This window comes from Odoribacter sp. (genome assembly GCF_985060555.1).
This window is the reverse complement of the sequence record NZ_CFKYFN010000088.1, coordinates 1-17,262: the sequence shown is the minus strand read 5'-3', so window position 1 is coordinate 17,262 and position 17,262 is coordinate 1. Positions and strand designations below refer to the sequence as shown.

At 43.5% G+C, this 17,262-nt stretch carries 14 protein-coding genes and 1 pseudogene; 10 read left to right on the top strand and 5 right to left on the bottom strand.

Annotated elements, in window-relative coordinates; genetic code table 11:
- Window positions 1–19: 19 nt before the first annotated feature.
- Complete coding sequence (locus AC5RDS_RS11320) at window positions 20–1,597, bottom strand: peptide chain release factor 3 (protein ID WP_013611882.1); 1,578 nt, start codon at window positions 1,595–1,597, stop codon at window positions 20–22.
- Window positions 1,598–1,713: 116 nt separating this feature from the next.
- On the opposite strand from AC5RDS_RS11320, the gene AC5RDS_RS11315 reads away from it, so the two are divergent.
- Window positions 1,714–2,337: an HdeD family acid-resistance protein gene (locus tag AC5RDS_RS11315; protein WP_013611881.1), complete on the top strand. Its 624-nt coding sequence runs from the start codon at window positions 1,714–1,716 to the stop codon at window positions 2,335–2,337.
- 22 nt (window positions 2,338–2,359) lie between these two features.
- Here AC5RDS_RS11315 and AC5RDS_RS11310 read toward each other — a convergent pair whose 3' ends face one another.
- From AC5RDS_RS11310 to AC5RDS_RS11295, 4 genes are all read right to left on the bottom strand, one after another.
- Window positions 2,360–2,641, bottom strand: coding sequence for a hypothetical protein (locus AC5RDS_RS11310; protein ID WP_013611880.1), 282 nt, complete (start codon window positions 2,639–2,641; stop codon window positions 2,360–2,362).
- Between the two features lie 9 nt (window positions 2,642–2,650).
- Window positions 2,651–3,310, bottom strand: a complete 660-nt coding sequence (locus tag AC5RDS_RS11305) for a carbohydrate-binding family 9-like protein (protein ID WP_228026166.1) — start codon at window positions 3,308–3,310, stop codon at window positions 2,651–2,653.
- Window positions 3,311–3,438: 128 nt separating this feature from the next.
- The gene (gene gluP / locus AC5RDS_RS11300) at window positions 3,439–4,641 is read right to left on the bottom strand and encodes a glucose/galactose MFS transporter (RefSeq protein WP_013611878.1); all 1,203 of its coding nucleotides are present in this window, start codon (window positions 4,639–4,641) and stop codon (window positions 3,439–3,441) included.
- Between the two features lie 114 nt (window positions 4,642–4,755).
- Window positions 4,756–7,566 (bottom strand): M16 family metallopeptidase, encoded by a 2,811-nt coding sequence (locus AC5RDS_RS11295; RefSeq protein ID WP_195328824.1) that lies wholly within the window; start codon window positions 7,564–7,566, stop codon window positions 4,756–4,758.
- A 149-nt stretch (window positions 7,567–7,715) separates the two neighbouring features.
- Between AC5RDS_RS11295 and AC5RDS_RS11290 the strand changes: the two genes are divergently transcribed.
- The 9 genes and pseudogenes from AC5RDS_RS11290 to AC5RDS_RS11250 all read left to right on the top strand — a co-directional run bounded on the left by AC5RDS_RS11290 (window position 7,716) and on the right by AC5RDS_RS11250 (window position 17,040).
- Window positions 7,716–8,945 (top strand): mechanosensitive ion channel family protein, encoded by a 1,230-nt coding sequence (locus AC5RDS_RS11290; RefSeq protein WP_013611876.1) that lies wholly within the window; start codon window positions 7,716–7,718, stop codon window positions 8,943–8,945.
- Between the two features lie 302 nt (window positions 8,946–9,247).
- Window positions 9,248–9,370: pseudogene (locus AC5RDS_RS11285) on the top strand (hypothetical protein); the annotation flags it as partial.
- A 167-nt stretch (window positions 9,371–9,537) separates the two neighbouring features.
- On the top strand, window positions 9,538–10,398 hold the full coding sequence (locus tag AC5RDS_RS11280) for a peptidoglycan DD-metalloendopeptidase family protein (protein ID WP_013611875.1): 861 nt from the start codon (window positions 9,538–9,540) through the stop codon (window positions 10,396–10,398).
- A gap of 53 nt (window positions 10,399–10,451) precedes the next feature.
- A complete protein-coding gene (locus AC5RDS_RS11275) occupies window positions 10,452–11,618 on the top strand; it encodes a 1-deoxy-D-xylulose-5-phosphate reductoisomerase (protein WP_013611874.1) in 1,167 nt (388 codons plus the stop codon).
- A 52-nt stretch (window positions 11,619–11,670) separates the two neighbouring features.
- Window positions 11,671–13,017, top strand: a complete 1,347-nt coding sequence (gene rseP, locus AC5RDS_RS11270) for an RIP metalloprotease RseP (protein ID WP_087383479.1) — start codon at window positions 11,671–11,673, stop codon at window positions 13,015–13,017.
- Window positions 13,017–13,388 carry a carboxymuconolactone decarboxylase family protein gene (locus AC5RDS_RS11265; RefSeq protein WP_013611872.1) on the top strand — a complete coding sequence of 124 codons (372 nt, stop codon included), beginning with the start codon at window positions 13,017–13,019 and terminating at the stop codon, window positions 13,386–13,388. Before rseP ends, AC5RDS_RS11265 begins: the two co-directional genes overlap by 1 nt.
- Before the next feature lie 217 nt (window positions 13,389–13,605).
- Window positions 13,606–14,610 carry an endonuclease/exonuclease/phosphatase family protein gene (locus AC5RDS_RS11260; RefSeq protein WP_229041844.1) on the top strand — a complete coding sequence of 335 codons (1,005 nt, stop codon included), beginning with the start codon at window positions 13,606–13,608 and terminating at the stop codon, window positions 14,608–14,610.
- 122 nt (window positions 14,611–14,732) lie between these two features.
- A complete protein-coding gene (locus AC5RDS_RS11255; RefSeq protein ID WP_087383514.1) occupies window positions 14,733–15,659 on the top strand; it encodes a magnesium transporter CorA family protein in 927 nt (308 codons plus the stop codon).
- Between the two features lie 310 nt (window positions 15,660–15,969).
- The gene (locus AC5RDS_RS11250) at window positions 15,970–17,040 is read left to right on the top strand and encodes an efflux RND transporter periplasmic adaptor subunit (protein WP_175315352.1); all 1,071 of its coding nucleotides are present in this window, start codon (window positions 15,970–15,972) and stop codon (window positions 17,038–17,040) included.
- The last annotated feature ends 222 nt before the right edge of the window (window positions 17,041–17,262 follow it).

The following is a 17,262-nucleotide window of genomic DNA, read 5'->3' as shown; positions in this document are numbered from 1 at the left end:
TTCGATTTAAAGTTTATGGTTAAAATTCTGAGGTAAAGTGAAAAATCAGTTTTTTGTAATTTTCCTGAGCCATATGCAACATATATTGTGAGTCGGCCAGAAATACATCTCTGCCTTCTTTGTCTTTCGCCATATATTGAGCTTTATGTTTTTTGAAATCTTCCAATTCTGCCTGATCCTGGGCTTCGATCCAACAAGCTTTGTAAAGATTGATCGGTTCCCAGCGGCAGGCGGCGGCATATTCGTGTAAAAGCCGGTATTCGATCACCTCGAACTGCAGTGCTCCTACCGTGCCGATGATTTTCCGGTTATTGAATTGGCTGACGAATAATTGGGCTACCCCTTCGTCCATCAATTGATCGATCCCTTTGGCCAACTGTTTGGATTTCATCGGATCGGCATTTTCAATATACTTGAATAATTCCGGAGAGAAACTGGGGATACCTTTGAAATGCAGTTTTTCTCCTTCTGTCAGGGTATCTCCGATTTTAAAGGTACCGGTATCGTGCAAACCGATGATATCACCAGGGTAAGCCTCATCGATCACCGATTTCTTGGAGGCCATAAAAGCGGTGGGAGTGGAAAATTTCAACATTTTACCGTTTCTGACATGTAAATAATTGGTATTCCGTTTGAAAATTCCCGAACAAATTTTCACAAAAGCAATTCTGTCCCGGTGGTTAGGGTCCATGTTGGCATGAATCTTAAATACAAAACCGGTGAATTTCTCTTCTTCCGGCCGGACCGGGCGTTCTTCGGTTTCCCGGGCAAGAGGTGCCGGAGCTATTTCGATGAAGCAATCCAGAAGTTCCCGGATACCGAAATTATTCAACGCCGAACCGAAAAATACGGGAGCCACATGTGCGTCCAGGTATTCCTGCCGGTCGAGACTGGGATAAACCCCCTGAATCAGCTCCAGGTCTTCCCGTAGTTTACCGGCAGCCCTTTCGCCGATATGATGGTCGAGTTCGTCCGATCGGGTATCGGTGATCTCAATGCCTTCGGGGATGTTCTGAATGCTCGGACTATACAGGCAAAGGTTTTGCCGGTGGAGGTTATAGATACCTTTGAAGGTATCTCCGCTTCCGATCGGCCAGCTGAGTGGGTTTACCCTGATCTGTAGTTCTTTCTCTACATCGTCGAGAATATCGAAAGGATCGTTGGCCGGACGGTCCAGTTTATTGATAAACACGATCACCGGGGTTTTGCGCATCCGGCAGACTTGCATCAGCTTACGGGTTTGCGTTTCTACTCCTTTGGCTGCATCGATCACGATGATTACACTGTCGCAAGCCGTTAAGGTTCGGAAAGTGTCTTCGGCAAAGTCCTGGTGACCCGGGGTATCCAGAATATTGATCTTGATTCCGTTGTACTCAAAACCCATGACAGAAGTCGCCACAGAAATACCACGCTGACGTTCGATCTCCATAAAGTCGGACGTGGCTGTCTTCTTGATCTTATTCGATTTAACAGCTCCGGCAACGTGAATGGCTCCTCCGAAAAGCAATAACTTTTCCGTTAATGTGGTTTTTCCGGCATCAGGGTGACTGATGATTCCGAAAGTACGGCGTCTTTCAATTTCTTCTTTAAATCCCATAATTATTTTTTTGAGTGTGCAAAGATAGTTAGTATTTTTTGCTTTCCTTTTTAACCTAACAAAAAAATGCTTACCTTCGTTAAATAAAAAAAGAAAGATCTTTAATTGTAATTTATATGCAAATTGTTTACACGACTTCGAATTTTAAAGGAGGCATATACAGGGCGGTTTTAGCGATTTTGCTCGGTTTGGCTCTTTTGATCTGGCCAGCCGATGCATTGAAGTATGTTGTTATGCTGATAGGTATCGTTTTCCTGGCCATCGGTATTATTGCGTTTATTATCTCTTCCAGAAACCGCGAGGAACATCAGCGGAGTTTTGCTCCCTTGAGCGGAATCGGAAGTGTTATTTTGGGATTACTGCTGGTATGTCTGCCGTCTACTTTTGCGACCGTTTTTATGTTTCTCCTGGGATTTATTTTAGTGGTCGCTGCTGTCGGACAATTTGTGACCCTTGCCGCAGCCCGTCAGTTCGGGCGTATTGCGCCGGTTAGTTTTTTATTCCCGGTACTGATCCTGATTGTCGGTATCGTGATTTTATTCGATCCTTTCAGTTCGGCCGAAAGCGTGTTCATCCTGTTCGGGATTACCGCCGTTTTTTATGGCGTAACCGATCTGCTCAACCAATATTCCATCCGTAAAATGCGCAAAGCCAGTGAAGAAAAAGAAAAAATCGTGAAAATGGGAGGAGATTCGGATATCGAGGATGCCGAATTCGAGGAAGTGGAAGAAGGCAAATAAGAAGGAAATCGCCTTCTCCGATCTAAAGACTGGAAAATAGAAAAAGAAAGAAATAGATTAAAACTGCCAGGATAACGCCTTTCGAGGCGTTATTCTTGTTTAAGTGCAGAAATAAATAAAATAAGCCTAAGTCGGCAAAGAATACACCGACGGAAATGAGTTTGAATTGTACTTTCAATGCGATCGCCTGGTGGATAAATTGGGAAAGCGGGAGGTCGTGAAAGCGGAAAAGCCAGAACAACAGGATGATGATGAAAGGAGCTGACAGGCCCGGGAATAATCCGTATAGAAGACGATCTTTCATCGGAGAGTTTTAAAATTGTACCGCAACAAAACAACGGGGCGTATGAAAATCCGGTTTGGGAGAATCGATCGGACGCCAGGATAAATAATGCCGGCAGGATAGCCGATCTCCGCATTTATAAAGGTTGATGCGGGCTTTCAAACCCTGCCAGGTATCGATGTTGTGACGGAAAAGAGCTGAAGCCGGAATTCCCACAGTCAGTTCCCAGGGATGGCCTAGCCGGGTTTCTTCGAAATTTGCCCCGCCCAATGAAGAATAACGGAGAATCGAGGCCATGATATCTTCCGGGGCATGAACCGCCGCTGGGCGTTCTTTCCGGAAACCTAACAAAGTTTTACCGATACAGGTAAATTCGAAATTGTAATACCCACTATCGTCGACTGCCAGGAAAAATTCGACACAGGAATCGTTACACACTTGCTCGTTGTCTTCCCGGGTGAGGGCCATGGTACTGGTCTCGTCGACCTTAAACCGGATAAAGAGCATTTCTCCGTTGTGTGCCATGGTAAAAGCTGCATAAGGCGTGTAAGGGAATTGTTCCGGCCAGTTATTCTGCCCGATTCGGTGAAAATCGATTTTATTCAGTTGCTCACCTGCCTGTCGGAGGTCGTTGCTGTCTAAAAAGGGAAGATAGGGAATTTGCATGTTGGTATTGTCAAAGAAAATCATTCGTCAGTAAAAGTTCTTAAAGTTTATGGATCCCTGCGGGGTTTTCTTCATGGAACCGGAGGTCACTTTAAGAAAATATCCCGCAGGGGTCTGGAACTTTACAAACCGATCAATGTTCGGTGTCACCTTTATTTCGTTCTGATTTTATAACCGGCTACACCATAATACAGGATAAACAGAAAACAAGGCAAGGCTAACCAATAAGCCCCTTGTGCCCCCAAACCTTCTTGCAAAAATCCGAAAACAGTCGGGATAACGGCTCCTCCGGCGATAGCCATTGTCAGAAGAGCACTGCCTGATTTGGTGAATTTGCCGAGGTCTGCCATAGCAAGCGGCCATAATGCCGGCCACATTAGCGAGCACCCTAGAGCCATCAGGAAGATTGCCCAGATAGATATTTCGGCAGGCAGCAATACAATGGCCAGAGAACCGGCTACACCGATGCAGGCACAGATTCTCATTGCCATGTCTTGAGTTAGGTATTGCGGAATCAGAATGATACCGCAAATATAACCGATGACCATACCGATACTCGGAATCCAGGCATATAAATCGGGATTTTCCAAATTCAACGCTTTGGCGTAGTCGACGGCTGTACTTAGAGACAAAGTTTCGACACCGACATAAATGAACAAGGTCAGTGCACCCAGAACCAAGTGGGGAAATTGCCAAATAGAAGTTTTATTTGCTGCATACGGGCAATTGGCGGTATCCGATTCGTCTTCTCCGGCAGCTTTTACTTCGGGAAGCGGAGCCATTAAAGAGATGATACCTAACAATAGAAATACGCCGATGATGATGTAGAAAGGCAGATACAGATCGGAAGTCTGCACATTGGTTTGGTCGGCTACCACGAGTGCGAAAAACAAAGGAGCTACCGGCCATGCCAGTTTGTTGCAGATACCCATGATACTCATTCGTTTGGCCGCGCTTTCAATCGGTCCCAGAATGGTAATGTACGGGTTTACCGATGCTTGTAAATAAGCGTTGGCGGCACCGCTGACGAAAGAAGCGATGAGGAAAAGAATGAAATTTTCCAATTTAGCTGATAATACAAATAAAATAAAAGCAACGGCAAAAATCAAAAACGAGAGTGCCATTGTTCTTTTGTAACCGATTTTGGCAATCGTGGCAGAAGCCGGGTAGCCGAAAATCAGGAAAGGAACGAAAGTAGCTGCTAGCAGCAGGTAGGCTACCCCTGAAGGCAGAGACAAAGCACCTTTTAATACCGGAATCAAAAATGAGTTGATGCCCAATGCGAATCCGATCGCAAAAAACATCATACCGACGAATGCCAAAGGCACAGCAAAATTTGTTTTGTTTTGTGACATAATATTTGGGTTTGTAGATAATAATTCAGCACGCTGTTTCAAAAGGTAAATGTAATAAAAAAATGAAATAGGGTGCCACTTTTGACACCCTATTTAAAATGCTTCGCCCGAAGATTATTGTTTCGGTTTGAAAATCAGATCGACAACATCGGCACCCTTGAAAAGAGACTGAGCAAATTTCTGAATGTCTTTGGGTTGCAGTTTATCGACAATGTGATCGAAGTTTTTCGGATCGTTCGGATTCACACCACTGATATAATAAGAAGTAATACAATTCATCCAATAGCTGTTGTGGTTTTTGGATTGTTCGTGGTTTTTCTTCATATTGGCGATCACTTTATTCATTTCTTCCGGAGTCGGAGCTTCTTTCATGATTTTATCCAATTCGGCATAAATCAACGATTTCAGATGTTGTGCCTTGTCCGGATCACAATCGAAGCTCATCGTCATGCTATAGTTGGAGTAAGGCTCGCGTACAGAACCGGCCTGAACACCTACACCGTAAGTTCCTCCTTCTTTTTCCCGGATATTTTCGGTATATCTTAAATCCAGGATTCCTTCCAGAATATTATTACAGATATTGTTGTAAACACTGTATTTCATATCTTTAGAGAAATTTGTGATCACGCTCGATTTCGGGGTAGTCAGTTCCAATTCGATTTCTTTTACCGTTTTGCCTTTCGGACCTCTTACATGGTTGTCGCGCCAGGTTTCTTTCCGGTTTTCAGATTTTAATGAACCGATGTATTTTTCTACCAATGGTTTTACCGTTTCTGTATCGATATTACCTACGATGAAGAAGGTGAAATCGCTGGCATCTTTAATCCGGTCGCGATAAACCTGTTCGATCTTTTCGATACTGATCTGATCCAGGTATTTTTCGTTGAAGAGCAGAGTACGCGGATTGTAGTTACTCATGATCAGACTAATCGAATCTTTCATGATTTTCTGCGGATTCTTCTCCATATTGGCGATAGAGGCCCTGGTGCGGCTCATCATAGCTTCATGGGCTTCCTTGTCGAAACGGGGTTTTTCGAAACGCAGATACAACAATTGAAGCATGGTTTCGAAATCCTGAGGTGTAGAGCTACCGCTGACAGATTCCGACAAACCGTTGATAGAAACTCCGCAGGAAGCCATCTTCCCGATCAGGATTTTTCTTAAAGTGGTTGCATCGAAATCTCCTAAACCGTAAGCTCCTACAAATGCAGCAGCGTTATTGGCGGAAGGAAGCATGTCTATATCGTAAAGTGAAGTTCCTCCTTTGCTGTAAGAAGTCAGTGATACGGCATCTTTTTCGTAATCTGCTTTACGGAAGACTACTTTCGCTCCATTGGCCAGTGTCCATTCTTCTGCATCGAATAAGGGAAGTTTCTTGGTAGAAACGATTTTTGAACCCGGTAATTCTTCGCTGATCAATGTTGCATCGGTTACTTCGTCGCGATAGGGTTCTATCTCTTTTTTAGCAACCTTATCCATAATAGCGGTTACTTCTTCCCGGGTCAGGTGCTTGGCATTCTCTGACGGACCGGAAACGACTACTGTACGGTTTTTATCGGTATTCCACTCTTTAGCCCGTGCAGATACCTCTTCTACGGTAATGGTCGGAATAATTTGTTTGACAGCATTGTAATAGAAATCGAAATCTACGATCGGTTCCTGTTCCAGGAAATTCGCTTGCATTTCCCCGATATAACTTTCGTTACCGGTTTTGTCTTTTTCTTTATAAGCCGATTCCAGGCCGACCAGCATATTGGTTTTTACCCGTTCCAGTTCACTCGGGGTGAAACCGAACCGCCGGATTCTTTCATTTTCGGTTAAGATGGCTTCCAGGGCAACGTCTTCTTCGTTGGGTTTGGCCGTTGTGTTGATGTTATAAGCATTATAACCTCTCACAAAACCATCGAATCCGAAACCTCCGTTGATAAAGGGAGGATTACCTTTCTGCATCATTTCGCTGATCCGTGCTCCGGCCATCTGATTGTAGAAAGAGTTGATTATGTTATCTTTAAAATAAGCCAATTTATTCTTTTCTGTTGCCGGAGTACCGGGTAACAGGGTCACGATCTGAATAGAAGATTGCTGTACTTCTTTGTCGGTTGCCAGGCAATAATACATCTCGTCGTGTTCGGGAATTTCGTAGAAAGGACGGGGAGTCGGATTTTCTACAGCAGGGATTTTACTGAACAATTCTTTTACTTTTTGTTCCATTTTAGCTACATCGAAATCGCCGACGATTGCTATGGCTTCCAGGTCTGTCCGGTACCATTCATGATAAAAATCACGGATAGTCTGGTATTTGAAATTTTTGATTACATCTAAATTACCGATAACGTCCCGAATGGCGTATTTTGAATCTTTGAAAAGTACCGGGAACATCTGTTTTTGAATCCGGAATTGCGGTGTCCGGCGGGTTCTCCATTCTTCGGTGATCACTCCGCGCTCAGCATCGATTTCGTCGTCTTCCAGGGTAAGATAGTAAGACCAGTCGTGCAGAATCAACAGGCAGGTGTCTAACAGAGATTCGCTGTTTGTCGGTACATCGCTCAGATTGTAGACCGTTTCATTTTGTGCAGTGTAAGCATTGATGTTACGGCCGAAAGAAACTCCGTGCTTTTCCAGAGAGGTGATGATACCTTTCCCAGGGAAATTCTTGGTTCCCTGAAAGGCCATGTGTTCCAGGAAGTGGGCCAGACCGTCTTGTTCATCGTTTTCGAGCAGGGCTCCGGCATTACGTATGATGTAGAAACTCGCTCTGCCTTTGGGTTCTTCATTGTGACGCAGGTAATACACTATACCGTTGGGGAGCTTTCCCGTTACAATATTCGGATCTTGAGGAAGCGGGGCCTGAAGATCGACCTGTGCAAAACTTCCTTGCAGGAATAATAAACAGGAAAATGTAATTAAAATAAATAGTCTTTTCATAGTTAAATTTTTATGATTCGAAACAAAAGTAGCTTTATTTACGATCAAATATAAATACAATAAGGGATTTAACTTAAATTTAATAAGGGACCGCTATTCCTGTAAAAAGCTCAGATTGAGCATAAACAATATTTTAACATATCATACTTATGAGAGACTCTGTTTCTTTTTTGCATCGGGTATCCGCCTGGACTGAAAAAGTCGGAATGACAGATGACGAAAGCACTCTAATAAAAATGGCGATAACGATTACCGTTGCCATTCTGATTTATATTATTTCCAGGAAATGGCTCTCCAAACTCTTGAAAAAAGTTGTAGGAAAGACCAAAAGTACTTGGGACGATATCCTCTACGATCAGGGTTTTTTCCGAAAATTGGCTTCCCTGATCCCTCCTTTTACAGCTTATATCGTTCTCACTTTTATTACCTGGGAATATAAATATGTCCTTCGGCGCCTGGTAGATATCTGGTTGATTATCGTTACCCTGTTTATCATTACTTCTTTATTGAATGCGATCAACAAGATTTATGAGAGCTATCCGGTTTCGAAAAATCGTCCGATTACTTTTTTTATCCAGTTGATCAAGGTGTTTTTGTATACGGTTGTGGTGATTACCGTCGTCAGTGTGCTGGTGAATAAATCGCCGGAACACCTGATTGTCGGTTTGAGTGCTTTTGCCGCGGTGCTGCTTTTGATCTTCAAGGATTCGATCCTGGGATTCGTTGCCGGAATCCAGCTGACTTCCAATAATATGATCCGCATCGGCGACTGGATTCAGATGGATAAGAATAATGCCAATGGAGTTGTGTTGGAAGTGAATCTGTACACCGTCAAAGTGCAGAATTGGGATATGACTATTTCGATGGTACCCACTTATCAGTTGGTGTCGGAATCTTTCACCAACTGGCGGGGAATGCAGGAATCGCCGGGACGGAGAATTATGCGGAGTATCAATATCGATATCGATTCGGTTCATTTTTTGAGTCATGACGAAGTCGTAAAATTTGCTTCTTCGGCCTTCCTGAAAGATTATATCGATCAGATGGTCGCTAAACTGGGAGATATCAATAAAGATAAAATTACGATTCTGGATGAGCGTAAGCTGACCAATATCGGTATATTCCGTTATTATATGGATGCATGGATCGAAGCTAATCCCGATATCAATACGAATATGACACATATGGTCCGCCAATTACAACCCGGCCCGACCGGTATGCCCATCCAGATTTATTGCTTCTCGGCTATTCAGGAGTGGGTGACCTATGAAAAAGTCCAGGCCGATATTTTCGACCATATCATGGCGGTATTACCCGAATTCGGACTGAAAGTGTTCGAATATAAATCCATGTATGTGGGTGGGGAAAACCAATCGTGATTAACTGCGTATACGGCAGTTCGGGTTATCTGTTGTGACGACTAAAAAGGCGGTTTCGGTCACGGCTCTTTTAACTGAAAAAAACATGTCCGATAAAGAGAATAATTATAAAATACACCGTTTTATTCAATATACCTAATTAGAAATAGTGTATCGAAGAATAGTTGCATAGCCATATTCTTCGATACTATAATCAATTATTAATGTAAAAATATAAAAGAAAAAAGAAAGAAGCCAAAATCATCAGTATTAATTGGTACTTTTTTCTTTCTTTAATATAATAATACCATTCTTCGGGTAATTTTCTTTATCAAATTGGAAAGAATGGAAAAGGGCCGGGGGAATATGTCAACTTGCAATCTTCTGTTCAAATAAAAAAAATTCTTCTTTTGATATTATCGATCTCAATGGAGCCAAATATTTAAATTACTCTCCCGATAATGGAGTGAATATAGAACAACCTCTCCCTGTCAGAGTAGAAGGTTATCCTGAAGTGTGGCTTAACGATACATTGCTTTTGATGAGTTATAAACGATCGGTCATTGCGACATTGATTTTTTTGTTGTAATTTTGGAAGCTAAAAAATCGGGGCATGGCTAAAGAAAAAGTAAGACTTTGGGATCGTCTGAAATATAAATATAAACTTTCTGTCATTAACGAGACTTCTTATGAGGAGGTGTTCAATTTCAGATTGTCCCAGTTGCATGTATTGACTGCATTGAGTGTGCTGGCGGTAATTTTGGTCGTTCTGACCATTTTATTGATAGCTTTCACCGACTTGCGGGAATTTATTCCTGGCTATCCGGATGGAAATATGCGGCAGATGATCGCCCAAAATGCGCTCCGGGTAGATTCGCTGGAGAATGAATTGCTGAAGAGAGACCGCTTTTTCAAATCCATCCGGTTGGTTTTGAATGGGGGAGATACCACTTCCCTCGAACGTTCGCGGGAGGATACGGCGCGCTACCGGAACGATACCATCCGATTTCAGATCAGCGAACAGGAAAATGAATTCCGGGCTGCTATCGAAGAGCGTGAACGCTTTAATCTATCGCTGGGAATGAAAGAACAAAACCACGATTATTATCATTTTTTCCCGCCTGTGGAAGGAATTGTAACCCAAAGCTTCGATGAGAAGAAACGGCATTACGGCACTGATATTGTGGCGAAAGCCAATGCTAAGGTGGCTGCGGTATTGGATGGGGTCGTGATTTTTACCGATTGGACGGTGAAGACCGGATATGTGATCCAGGTGCAACATACCAACGACCTGATTTCTGTATACAAACACAATTCTATCCTATTGAAAAAACAGGGAGATTATGTCAGGGCCGGAGAGGTCCTGGGGGTAGTGGGAAATACCGGAGAGGAGTCCAGCGGTCCCCATTTGCATTTTGAATTGTGGCGGGCAGGTAATCCGCTCAACCCGGAGAATTTTATTAAGTTTAAATAAAGAATCGATAACCGGAAGTTGTTTCGGCAATTTCGGTTTGGAAGAATGAATATATGAGAAAGATTGCGATATTAGGTTCGACAGGATCGATCGGAACACAGACGCTGGAAGTGGTGGAAGCCAATCCCGAACGGTTCAGTGTCGAAGTGCTGACAGCCAATAATCATGTCGATTTATTGATCGAACAGGCATTGAAATTCCACCCGGATAGTGTGGTGATTGCCAATGAGGAGAAATATCCGCTTCTGCGCGATGCCTTACAACATGAAGATATAAAAGTATTTGCCGGAGCCGATGCGCTTGCCCAGATCGTGACTTTTGCAGACGTCGATCTGGTGGTGACAGCTTTAGTGGGATACAGCGGTTTGATTCCGACGGTAAATGCCATTAAAGCCGGAAAAAATATTGCTTTGGCTAACAAAGAGACTCTGGTTGTAGCCGGAGAATTGGTCAACGAATCGGTCGCAGAACATCGGGTAGCTATTCTGCCTGTCGATTCGGAACATTCTGCCATCTTCCAGTGTTTGGCCGGAGAGAGCCGGAGTAAAGCCGAAAAACTGATTTTGACCGCTTCCGGAGGTCCTTTCCGGGGAAAAGACCGGGCTTTTTTGGAAAAGGTGACTCCTGCCGATGCTTTGAAACATCCTAACTGGCATATGGGTGCTAAGGTGACGATCGATTCGGCTTCTATGATGAACAAAGGGTTTGAAGTGATCGAAGCCAAATGGTTGTTCGGCATGAAACCCGAACAAATCGAAGTGGTGGTGCATCCCCAATCTATCGTTCATTCGATGGTGCAGTTTACGGATGGCTGCGTGAAAGCCCAGCTCGGAGTGCCGGATATGCGGCTGCCGATTCAGTATGCCCTGACTTTCCCCGAACGGACTACAGCTGATTTCGGACGTTTGGATTTCAAGGTATGTCATTCCCTGACTTTCGAACAGCCTGACGAGAAAACCTTTCGTAACCTTGGATTGGCTTACGAGGCTATGCGGCAAGGCGGAAACATGCCCTGTATCCTGAATGCGGCCAATGAAGTCGCTGTGGCTGCCTTCCTGCAAGGGCGCCTGTCTTTCACCGGTATGTCCGATCTGATCGAAAAAACAATGCAACAAGTAGATTTCCTGAAGAAACCGACTTTGGAGGATTATATGGAAACCGATCGCCTGACCCGTGAAATCGCCAGGAAAAATGTATCCCCCAAAATACCTCCTCTATAGCTTTTTAGCTTATAGTCTTTTAACTTTAACCTTTTACTTTTTACCTCATATCATGGATATTTTTATAAAAATAGTACAATTTGTCTTGAGTCTTTCTATCCTGGTTTTGTTTCACGAATTCGGACACTTTTTGTTTGCGAAGTTGTTTAAGACCCGGGTAGAAAAGTTTTATATGTTTTTTAATCCCTGGTTCTCTTTATTTAAATTTAAAAAGGGAGAGACCGAGTATGGAGTCGGTTGGTTGCCGTTGGGTGGATATGTGAAGATCGCCGGAATGATCGATGAATCGATGGATACCGAGCAGATGAAACAACCGGCTCAGCCTTGGGAATTCCGGGCTAAACCGGCCTGGCAACGCTTGCTGATTATGTTGGGCGGGGTATTGGTGAACGTCTTACTGGCTTTTGTCATTTATATCGGCATCCTATTCACCTGGGGGGAGACCTATCTTCCTGCAAAAAACGTCACTTACGGAGTGGTATGCGACAGCGTCTTCAAAAATATCGGAATGCGAAACGGTGATATTATCGTTGCTCTCGACAATAAAGAAGTGGTCCGTTTTGACGATGTGCTTCCCGAAATATTGTTCAATCGTTCCAAGACCATTCAGGTATTGCGCAATGGAGAGCAAGTTTCTTTGGATATTCCGGATGACTTTATTGCTACGCTGCTGGAATTATCGTCCAAGAGTTTCAAGCTGAATCCGCTGCTTACTCCCCGTATCCCGGTCGATGGAATCGAGATACAGGACTTCGGGGATTATTCTGTGGCTTATGATGCAGGTATGCGAAAAGGGGATAAGATTCTGTCTGTCAACGGACATACTTTTCGTTTTTACGATGAATTTTCGGATTTGCTCGCCGCCAATAAAGGAAAGCGGGTGGAAACGACCGTATTGCGGGGAGCGGATACATTATCTTATGCTTTTACTTTGGGGGAAGACGGAAAATTCGGTTTTTATCCTTTGCTGACTGCCAATGCCTATGAATTGGCGACTCAGAAATATACACTGGCAGAAGCGATTCCTGCCGGAATCGAGATGGGGATCGGACAACTCGGTTCTTACGTGAAACAGCTGAAATTACTCTTTTCTCAGGGAGATACCGCTTATAAGTCGGTCGGTGGGATGGCTTCGATCGCCAACATTTTCCCGGGGTATTGGAATTGGCATTCTTTCTGGGAACTGACCGCTTTGATCTCGATCATGCTGGCCGTCGTGAATATTCTGCCTATACCGGCTTTGGACGGAGGACATGTTTTGTTCCTGTTGTATGAAGTGGTTACCCGTCGTAAACCGGGAGAGAAATTTATGGAGTATGCTCAGATTACAGGCATGATTTTTATCTTCGGCTTGTTTATTCTGGCTAATGTAAATGATATAATTAAATTTTTCGGGTAATGAAAGATCAGATTGAAGAATTCAGAGCTTACCGGGCTAAAATGAACGAGAGGATTCTGGCAGCCGATAATAAAGTGATCAAAAGAATCTACAATATCGATACCAATACTTATATGGAAGGGGCACTCTCCTCCAAGGTAAAGGAGATGTTGGGACTGGCCACTTCCATGGTTTTGAGATGTGACGATTGCATCAAGTATCATTTGGAAAAATGTTATGAACAAGGGGTGACTACTCCCGAATTGTTCGAAGTTTTTGCTGTGGCCGACGTGGTGGGGGGGACTATCGTTATCCCTCATTTGAGAAGAGCTGTCGAATATTGGGAGCTGTTGCAGGCCCAAACCGGCCCGGAGGTCGAAAACGAAAAATAAAGCATGAGGTATGACGGTTTTTCCTTTTCGATGAGAACGGAAAGCTGATAGAACGTCTGTATTATTATCTGGACTGCCGGCGGGGAAGTATGATTCTGGATTATATCGGTTCGGATTTGTATAAAGATATGGTGTGGAGTGATTATGGCAGGATGAGGTCGAAAGAATGCCTGTGATCGGGTTGGTTGATAAAGCTCATTTCAAAATTCAGACAAAGATGAAATTATTGGGTATATTATTTTTGCTTTGTGTGCTGACGATGCCTGTTGTGGCACAGGATCATTGCCGGATTATGTTTTATAATGTAGAGAATTTATTCGATACCGCCGATGATCCCTCGACTGCCGACGATGAGTTCACTCCCCGGGGAAAGAAACATTGGACGAAGGCTAAATACACGGATAAATTATTGAAAATCGCAGAAGTGATCGATAGCGTGGGAGATAAAGAACTGCCTTGTATCGTCGGTTTGGCGGAAGTGGAAAATCGCTGGGTATTGGAAGATTTAACGCAGAAAACGGCTTTGGCCGACGGGAATTACGGAATTGTTCATCAGGATTCTCCCGACCGCCGGGGTATCGATGTTGCTTTGCTTTACCGGAAAGATTGTTTCGAACTTTTAGAAGCCGATTTCTTGCGCTTGTCATTTCCCGAAGATACCACCATCCGTACCCGGGATATTTTGTATGCTTCCGGGGTGCTGGATTCGGATACCCTTCATTTTTTTGTCTGCCATTTCCCTTCGATGATCGGTGGAGAGAAGCAAAGCGAGTGGCGCAGAGAACGGGCAGCTTCGACGGTACGGCATAAAGTCGATTCATTATTGGCTGTTCAGCCCCGCGCCGGTATTGTAATCATGGGTGATCTGAACGGGAAAGCAAATACCCCGGCACAAAAGGTGTTGGGTACCAAAAGTTCCGATAAAAAACCGAGGTGTAAAGATTTATATAATACAGGCTATTATTTATTGAAAAAGAATTACGGCAGTTACCGTTACAAAGGCAACTGGCAGACCATCGACCACCTGATTCTTTCGGGAGCTTTACTGGATGGGCACTCTGTCTGGAAAGCCGATCGGCGGCTTACTGTTTTTTCAGCTCCTTTTCTACTGGAAGAAGATAAAACTTATTTCGGATACAAACCTTGTCCTACTTACCGGGGACCGCGTTATGTCGGTGGATATAGCGATCATTTACCGATATATATCGATTTGAAAAAATGATTTCTTTTTCTATTTTTGCCGCGCAAAATTCATAACAATAGATATGGACGATTATCATCAAAAGTATTAATCTGAACAAAGGTTTTCTCAGGCCTTTGTTCGTAACGAATGGAGGGTTTTATATGAGAAAATTTTTATGTTGCAGGGATAATTTTGCCGAAAAGCAGGCCTGGCAAAAATACTGTTGGGTGAATATCGAAATGCCGACCGAGGAAGATACGCTCTACCTTACTCGTGATTTGAAGATTCCTTCTGCATTTTTATCCGATATCCGGGATGTCGACGAACGTCCCCGTATCGAAACGGAAGATGGCTGGACCTTGATGATTCTGCGCATTCCCTACCGGGATGAGGGAAACGATATACCCTATATCACCGTTCCTTTGGGAATTATCATGAAAGCCGATTATTTCGTGACGATCTGTCACCACGCAACGGATATGCTGCCCGATTTTATCCGGTATATGCAGCGTAAGAAATTGCCGATCGATGGGAGTTGGGATCTGTTGTTCAGATTGTTTTTGTCTTCTTCCGTGTGGTATCTCAAATATTTGAAACAGATCAATAACCAAAGCCGGTCTGTTGAAAAAGAATTGGAAAGATCGATTCAGAATGCCGAATTGCAACGGTTGCTGAAAATCGAAAAATCATTGGTGTTTTTTATTACCTCTTTGAGAGGAAATGACAACCTGCTGGTGAAATTGAAGAATTTAAAAAGCCAACGGGAATTTTTCGATCCCGATCTGGTAGAAGATGTAGAGATCGAACTGCGGCAGGCTCAGGACACTGCCCGAATCTATAGTGATATCCTGAGCGGTACGATGGATGCCTTTGCTTCGGTTATCTCTAATAATCTGAACGTAATCATGAAGCGTATGACCGCTATTTCCCTGCTTTTGATGATTCCGACATTGATTGCCAGTTTATATGGTATGAATGTTCACAATGGATTGGAAGACAGCCATTATGGACTGTTTGTCATCGCTATTATATCGGTTGCTTTTTCTATATTGAGTTATTGGATGTTCAGGAGAAAAAACTGGCTTTAACAAAGTGTTAACATTTTGAGGGATAAACTCCCGGAAGTTTTGTTTGTCTAAACCTCAAAACAGTTATTTTTATTGAAAAAAGAACTGAAAAAGGTGGCTTATAATTTTTAGATCGTTTATTAGGTTCGTAAAGTCTGTCAGGTTTGTAAAGGTTCTGAATCCTGCGGGCATTTTTTACGGTTGTCGGTGGGACCGACCGGAATCTCCGGTTCCGTTAAAAAGGTGCACATAGACTTTATGGACTTTTAGCGATGAAAGGGCAACTTTATGAACTTTATAAACTAAAAAGGGTTGATTTATTGGATGAAATATGAATAAATACGTAAAGAGATCATTACAGATCGGGGTTCCGCTGGCTTTGGCGGCTTGGATTATAATCCCCCGGATAGGTGGAGATGGGGTGCAATCAAAACAAAATACACCAGGTAACATGGGGAAAGGTAGACTTCCGGTAACGGGGATTATTGCTAAGAATTCCGTTGTGGCTGCCGGATTTCCGGTGAATGGTTCTTTGTTGGCAAACGAAGAGGTCGATTTGGTAGCAGAGATCGTGGGAAAAGTCAGAAAGATTTACTTTCAGGAAGGGGTGGCCGTTAAAAAGGGACAGCTGCTATTAAAAGTAGACGATGCCGATTTGCAGGCTCAGTTGACCCGGGCGGAGTTTCAGAAAAAATTACTGGCCGAGAAGCTCGAACGGCAACGGATTCTTTTGAAGCGCGAATCGATCAGCCGCGAAGCCTTCGATCAGTTACAGACCGATTATAATATGCTCGAAGCGGATATCGAACTGCTGAAAGTGAAAATCAGCCGTACCGAAATCCGGGCTCCGTTCGACGGGGTAATGGGGTTCCGGTATGTCAGTGAAGGTAGTTATGTACAGCCCAGCTCACAAATTGCCCGGATCGTAGACAACTCTACCCTGAAATATGAGTTCAATATTCCGGAGAAATATGCCGATAATAACCTGAAAGGGCAGGAAGTATTTTTTAAAGTGACCGGAAATGATAAACTTTATTCGGCCAAGGTTTATGCTGTAGATCCTTTTATCGACGTGAAAACCCGTATGATTCTTCTACGGGCTCGTTTCCGGAATACAAACGGGGAGTTAATGCCCGGTATGTTTGCTAAAGGAAATCTGGTGGTGGGTGGAAAAACTGAATTCATTGCCGTACCGACAGAAGCCGTCGTGCCCGAAATGGACGGAAAAAGAATGTGGATCGTGAAAAATGGAAAAGCCTTAAGTGTACCTGTCGAAACAGAAAGCCGCGATGAGAAAAATGTAGAGGTGACTTCCGGTATCAGTGTCGGAGATACCATACTCACCGGTGGGTTGATGCAACTCAGAGATGGGATGGCAGTGGAGGTGAAGATGAAAAGGTAAAAGCTAAAGGCTAGAGGCAGGGGAGAAGGTAAAAAGGAGAAGGGATTCTGAGATTTGACAATTTAGTGATTCGATGATGTAATAATGAATAACTTAATAAACTCACAAACTCTGCAACTTAGTAACTCTATTAACTCAGCAACTCAGTAACTCTATAAACTCAGTAACTCTATAAACTCAGTAACTCTATAAACTCAGTAACTCTATAAACTCAGTAACTCT

What these genes read in the sequence shown, in the direction of transcription:
- AC5RDS_RS11250 (WP_175315352.1), top strand. Translation starts at nt 15,970, where the DNA reads ATGAATAAATACGTAAAGAGATCATTACAGATCGGGGTTCCGCTGGCT.
- gluP (WP_013611878.1), bottom strand. Translation starts at nt 4,641, where the DNA reads ATGTCACAAAACAAAACAAATTTTGCTGTGCCTTTGGCATTCGTCGGT.
- AC5RDS_RS11280 (WP_013611875.1), top strand. Translation starts at nt 9,538, where the DNA reads ATGGCTAAAGAAAAAGTAAGACTTTGGGATCGTCTGAAATATAAATAT.
- AC5RDS_RS11290 (WP_013611876.1), top strand. Translation starts at nt 7,716, where the DNA reads ATGAGAGACTCTGTTTCTTTTTTGCATCGGGTATCCGCCTGGACTGAA.
- AC5RDS_RS11295 (WP_195328824.1), bottom strand. Translation starts at nt 7,566, where the DNA reads ATGAAAAGACTATTTATTTTAATTACATTTTCCTGTTTATTATTCCTG.
- AC5RDS_RS11305 (WP_228026166.1), bottom strand. Translation starts at nt 3,310, where the DNA reads ATGATTTTCTTTGACAATACCAACATGCAAATTCCCTATCTTCCCTTT.
- AC5RDS_RS11315 (WP_013611881.1), top strand. Translation starts at nt 1,714, where the DNA reads ATGCAAATTGTTTACACGACTTCGAATTTTAAAGGAGGCATATACAGG.
- rseP (WP_087383479.1), top strand. Translation starts at nt 11,671, where the DNA reads ATGGATATTTTTATAAAAATAGTACAATTTGTCTTGAGTCTTTCTATC.
- AC5RDS_RS11310 (WP_013611880.1), bottom strand. Translation starts at nt 2,641, where the DNA reads ATGAAAGATCGTCTTCTATACGGATTATTCCCGGGCCTGTCAGCTCCT.
- AC5RDS_RS11260 (WP_229041844.1), top strand. Translation starts at nt 13,606, where the DNA reads ATGAAATTATTGGGTATATTATTTTTGCTTTGTGTGCTGACGATGCCT.
- AC5RDS_RS11265 (WP_013611872.1), top strand. Translation starts at nt 13,017, where the DNA reads ATGAAAGATCAGATTGAAGAATTCAGAGCTTACCGGGCTAAAATGAAC.
- AC5RDS_RS11320 (WP_013611882.1), bottom strand. Translation starts at nt 1,597, where the DNA reads ATGGGATTTAAAGAAGAAATTGAAAGACGCCGTACTTTCGGAATCATC.
- AC5RDS_RS11255 (WP_087383514.1), top strand. Translation starts at nt 14,733, where the DNA reads ATGAGAAAATTTTTATGTTGCAGGGATAATTTTGCCGAAAAGCAGGCC.
- AC5RDS_RS11275 (WP_013611874.1), top strand. Translation starts at nt 10,452, where the DNA reads ATGAGAAAGATTGCGATATTAGGTTCGACAGGATCGATCGGAACACAG.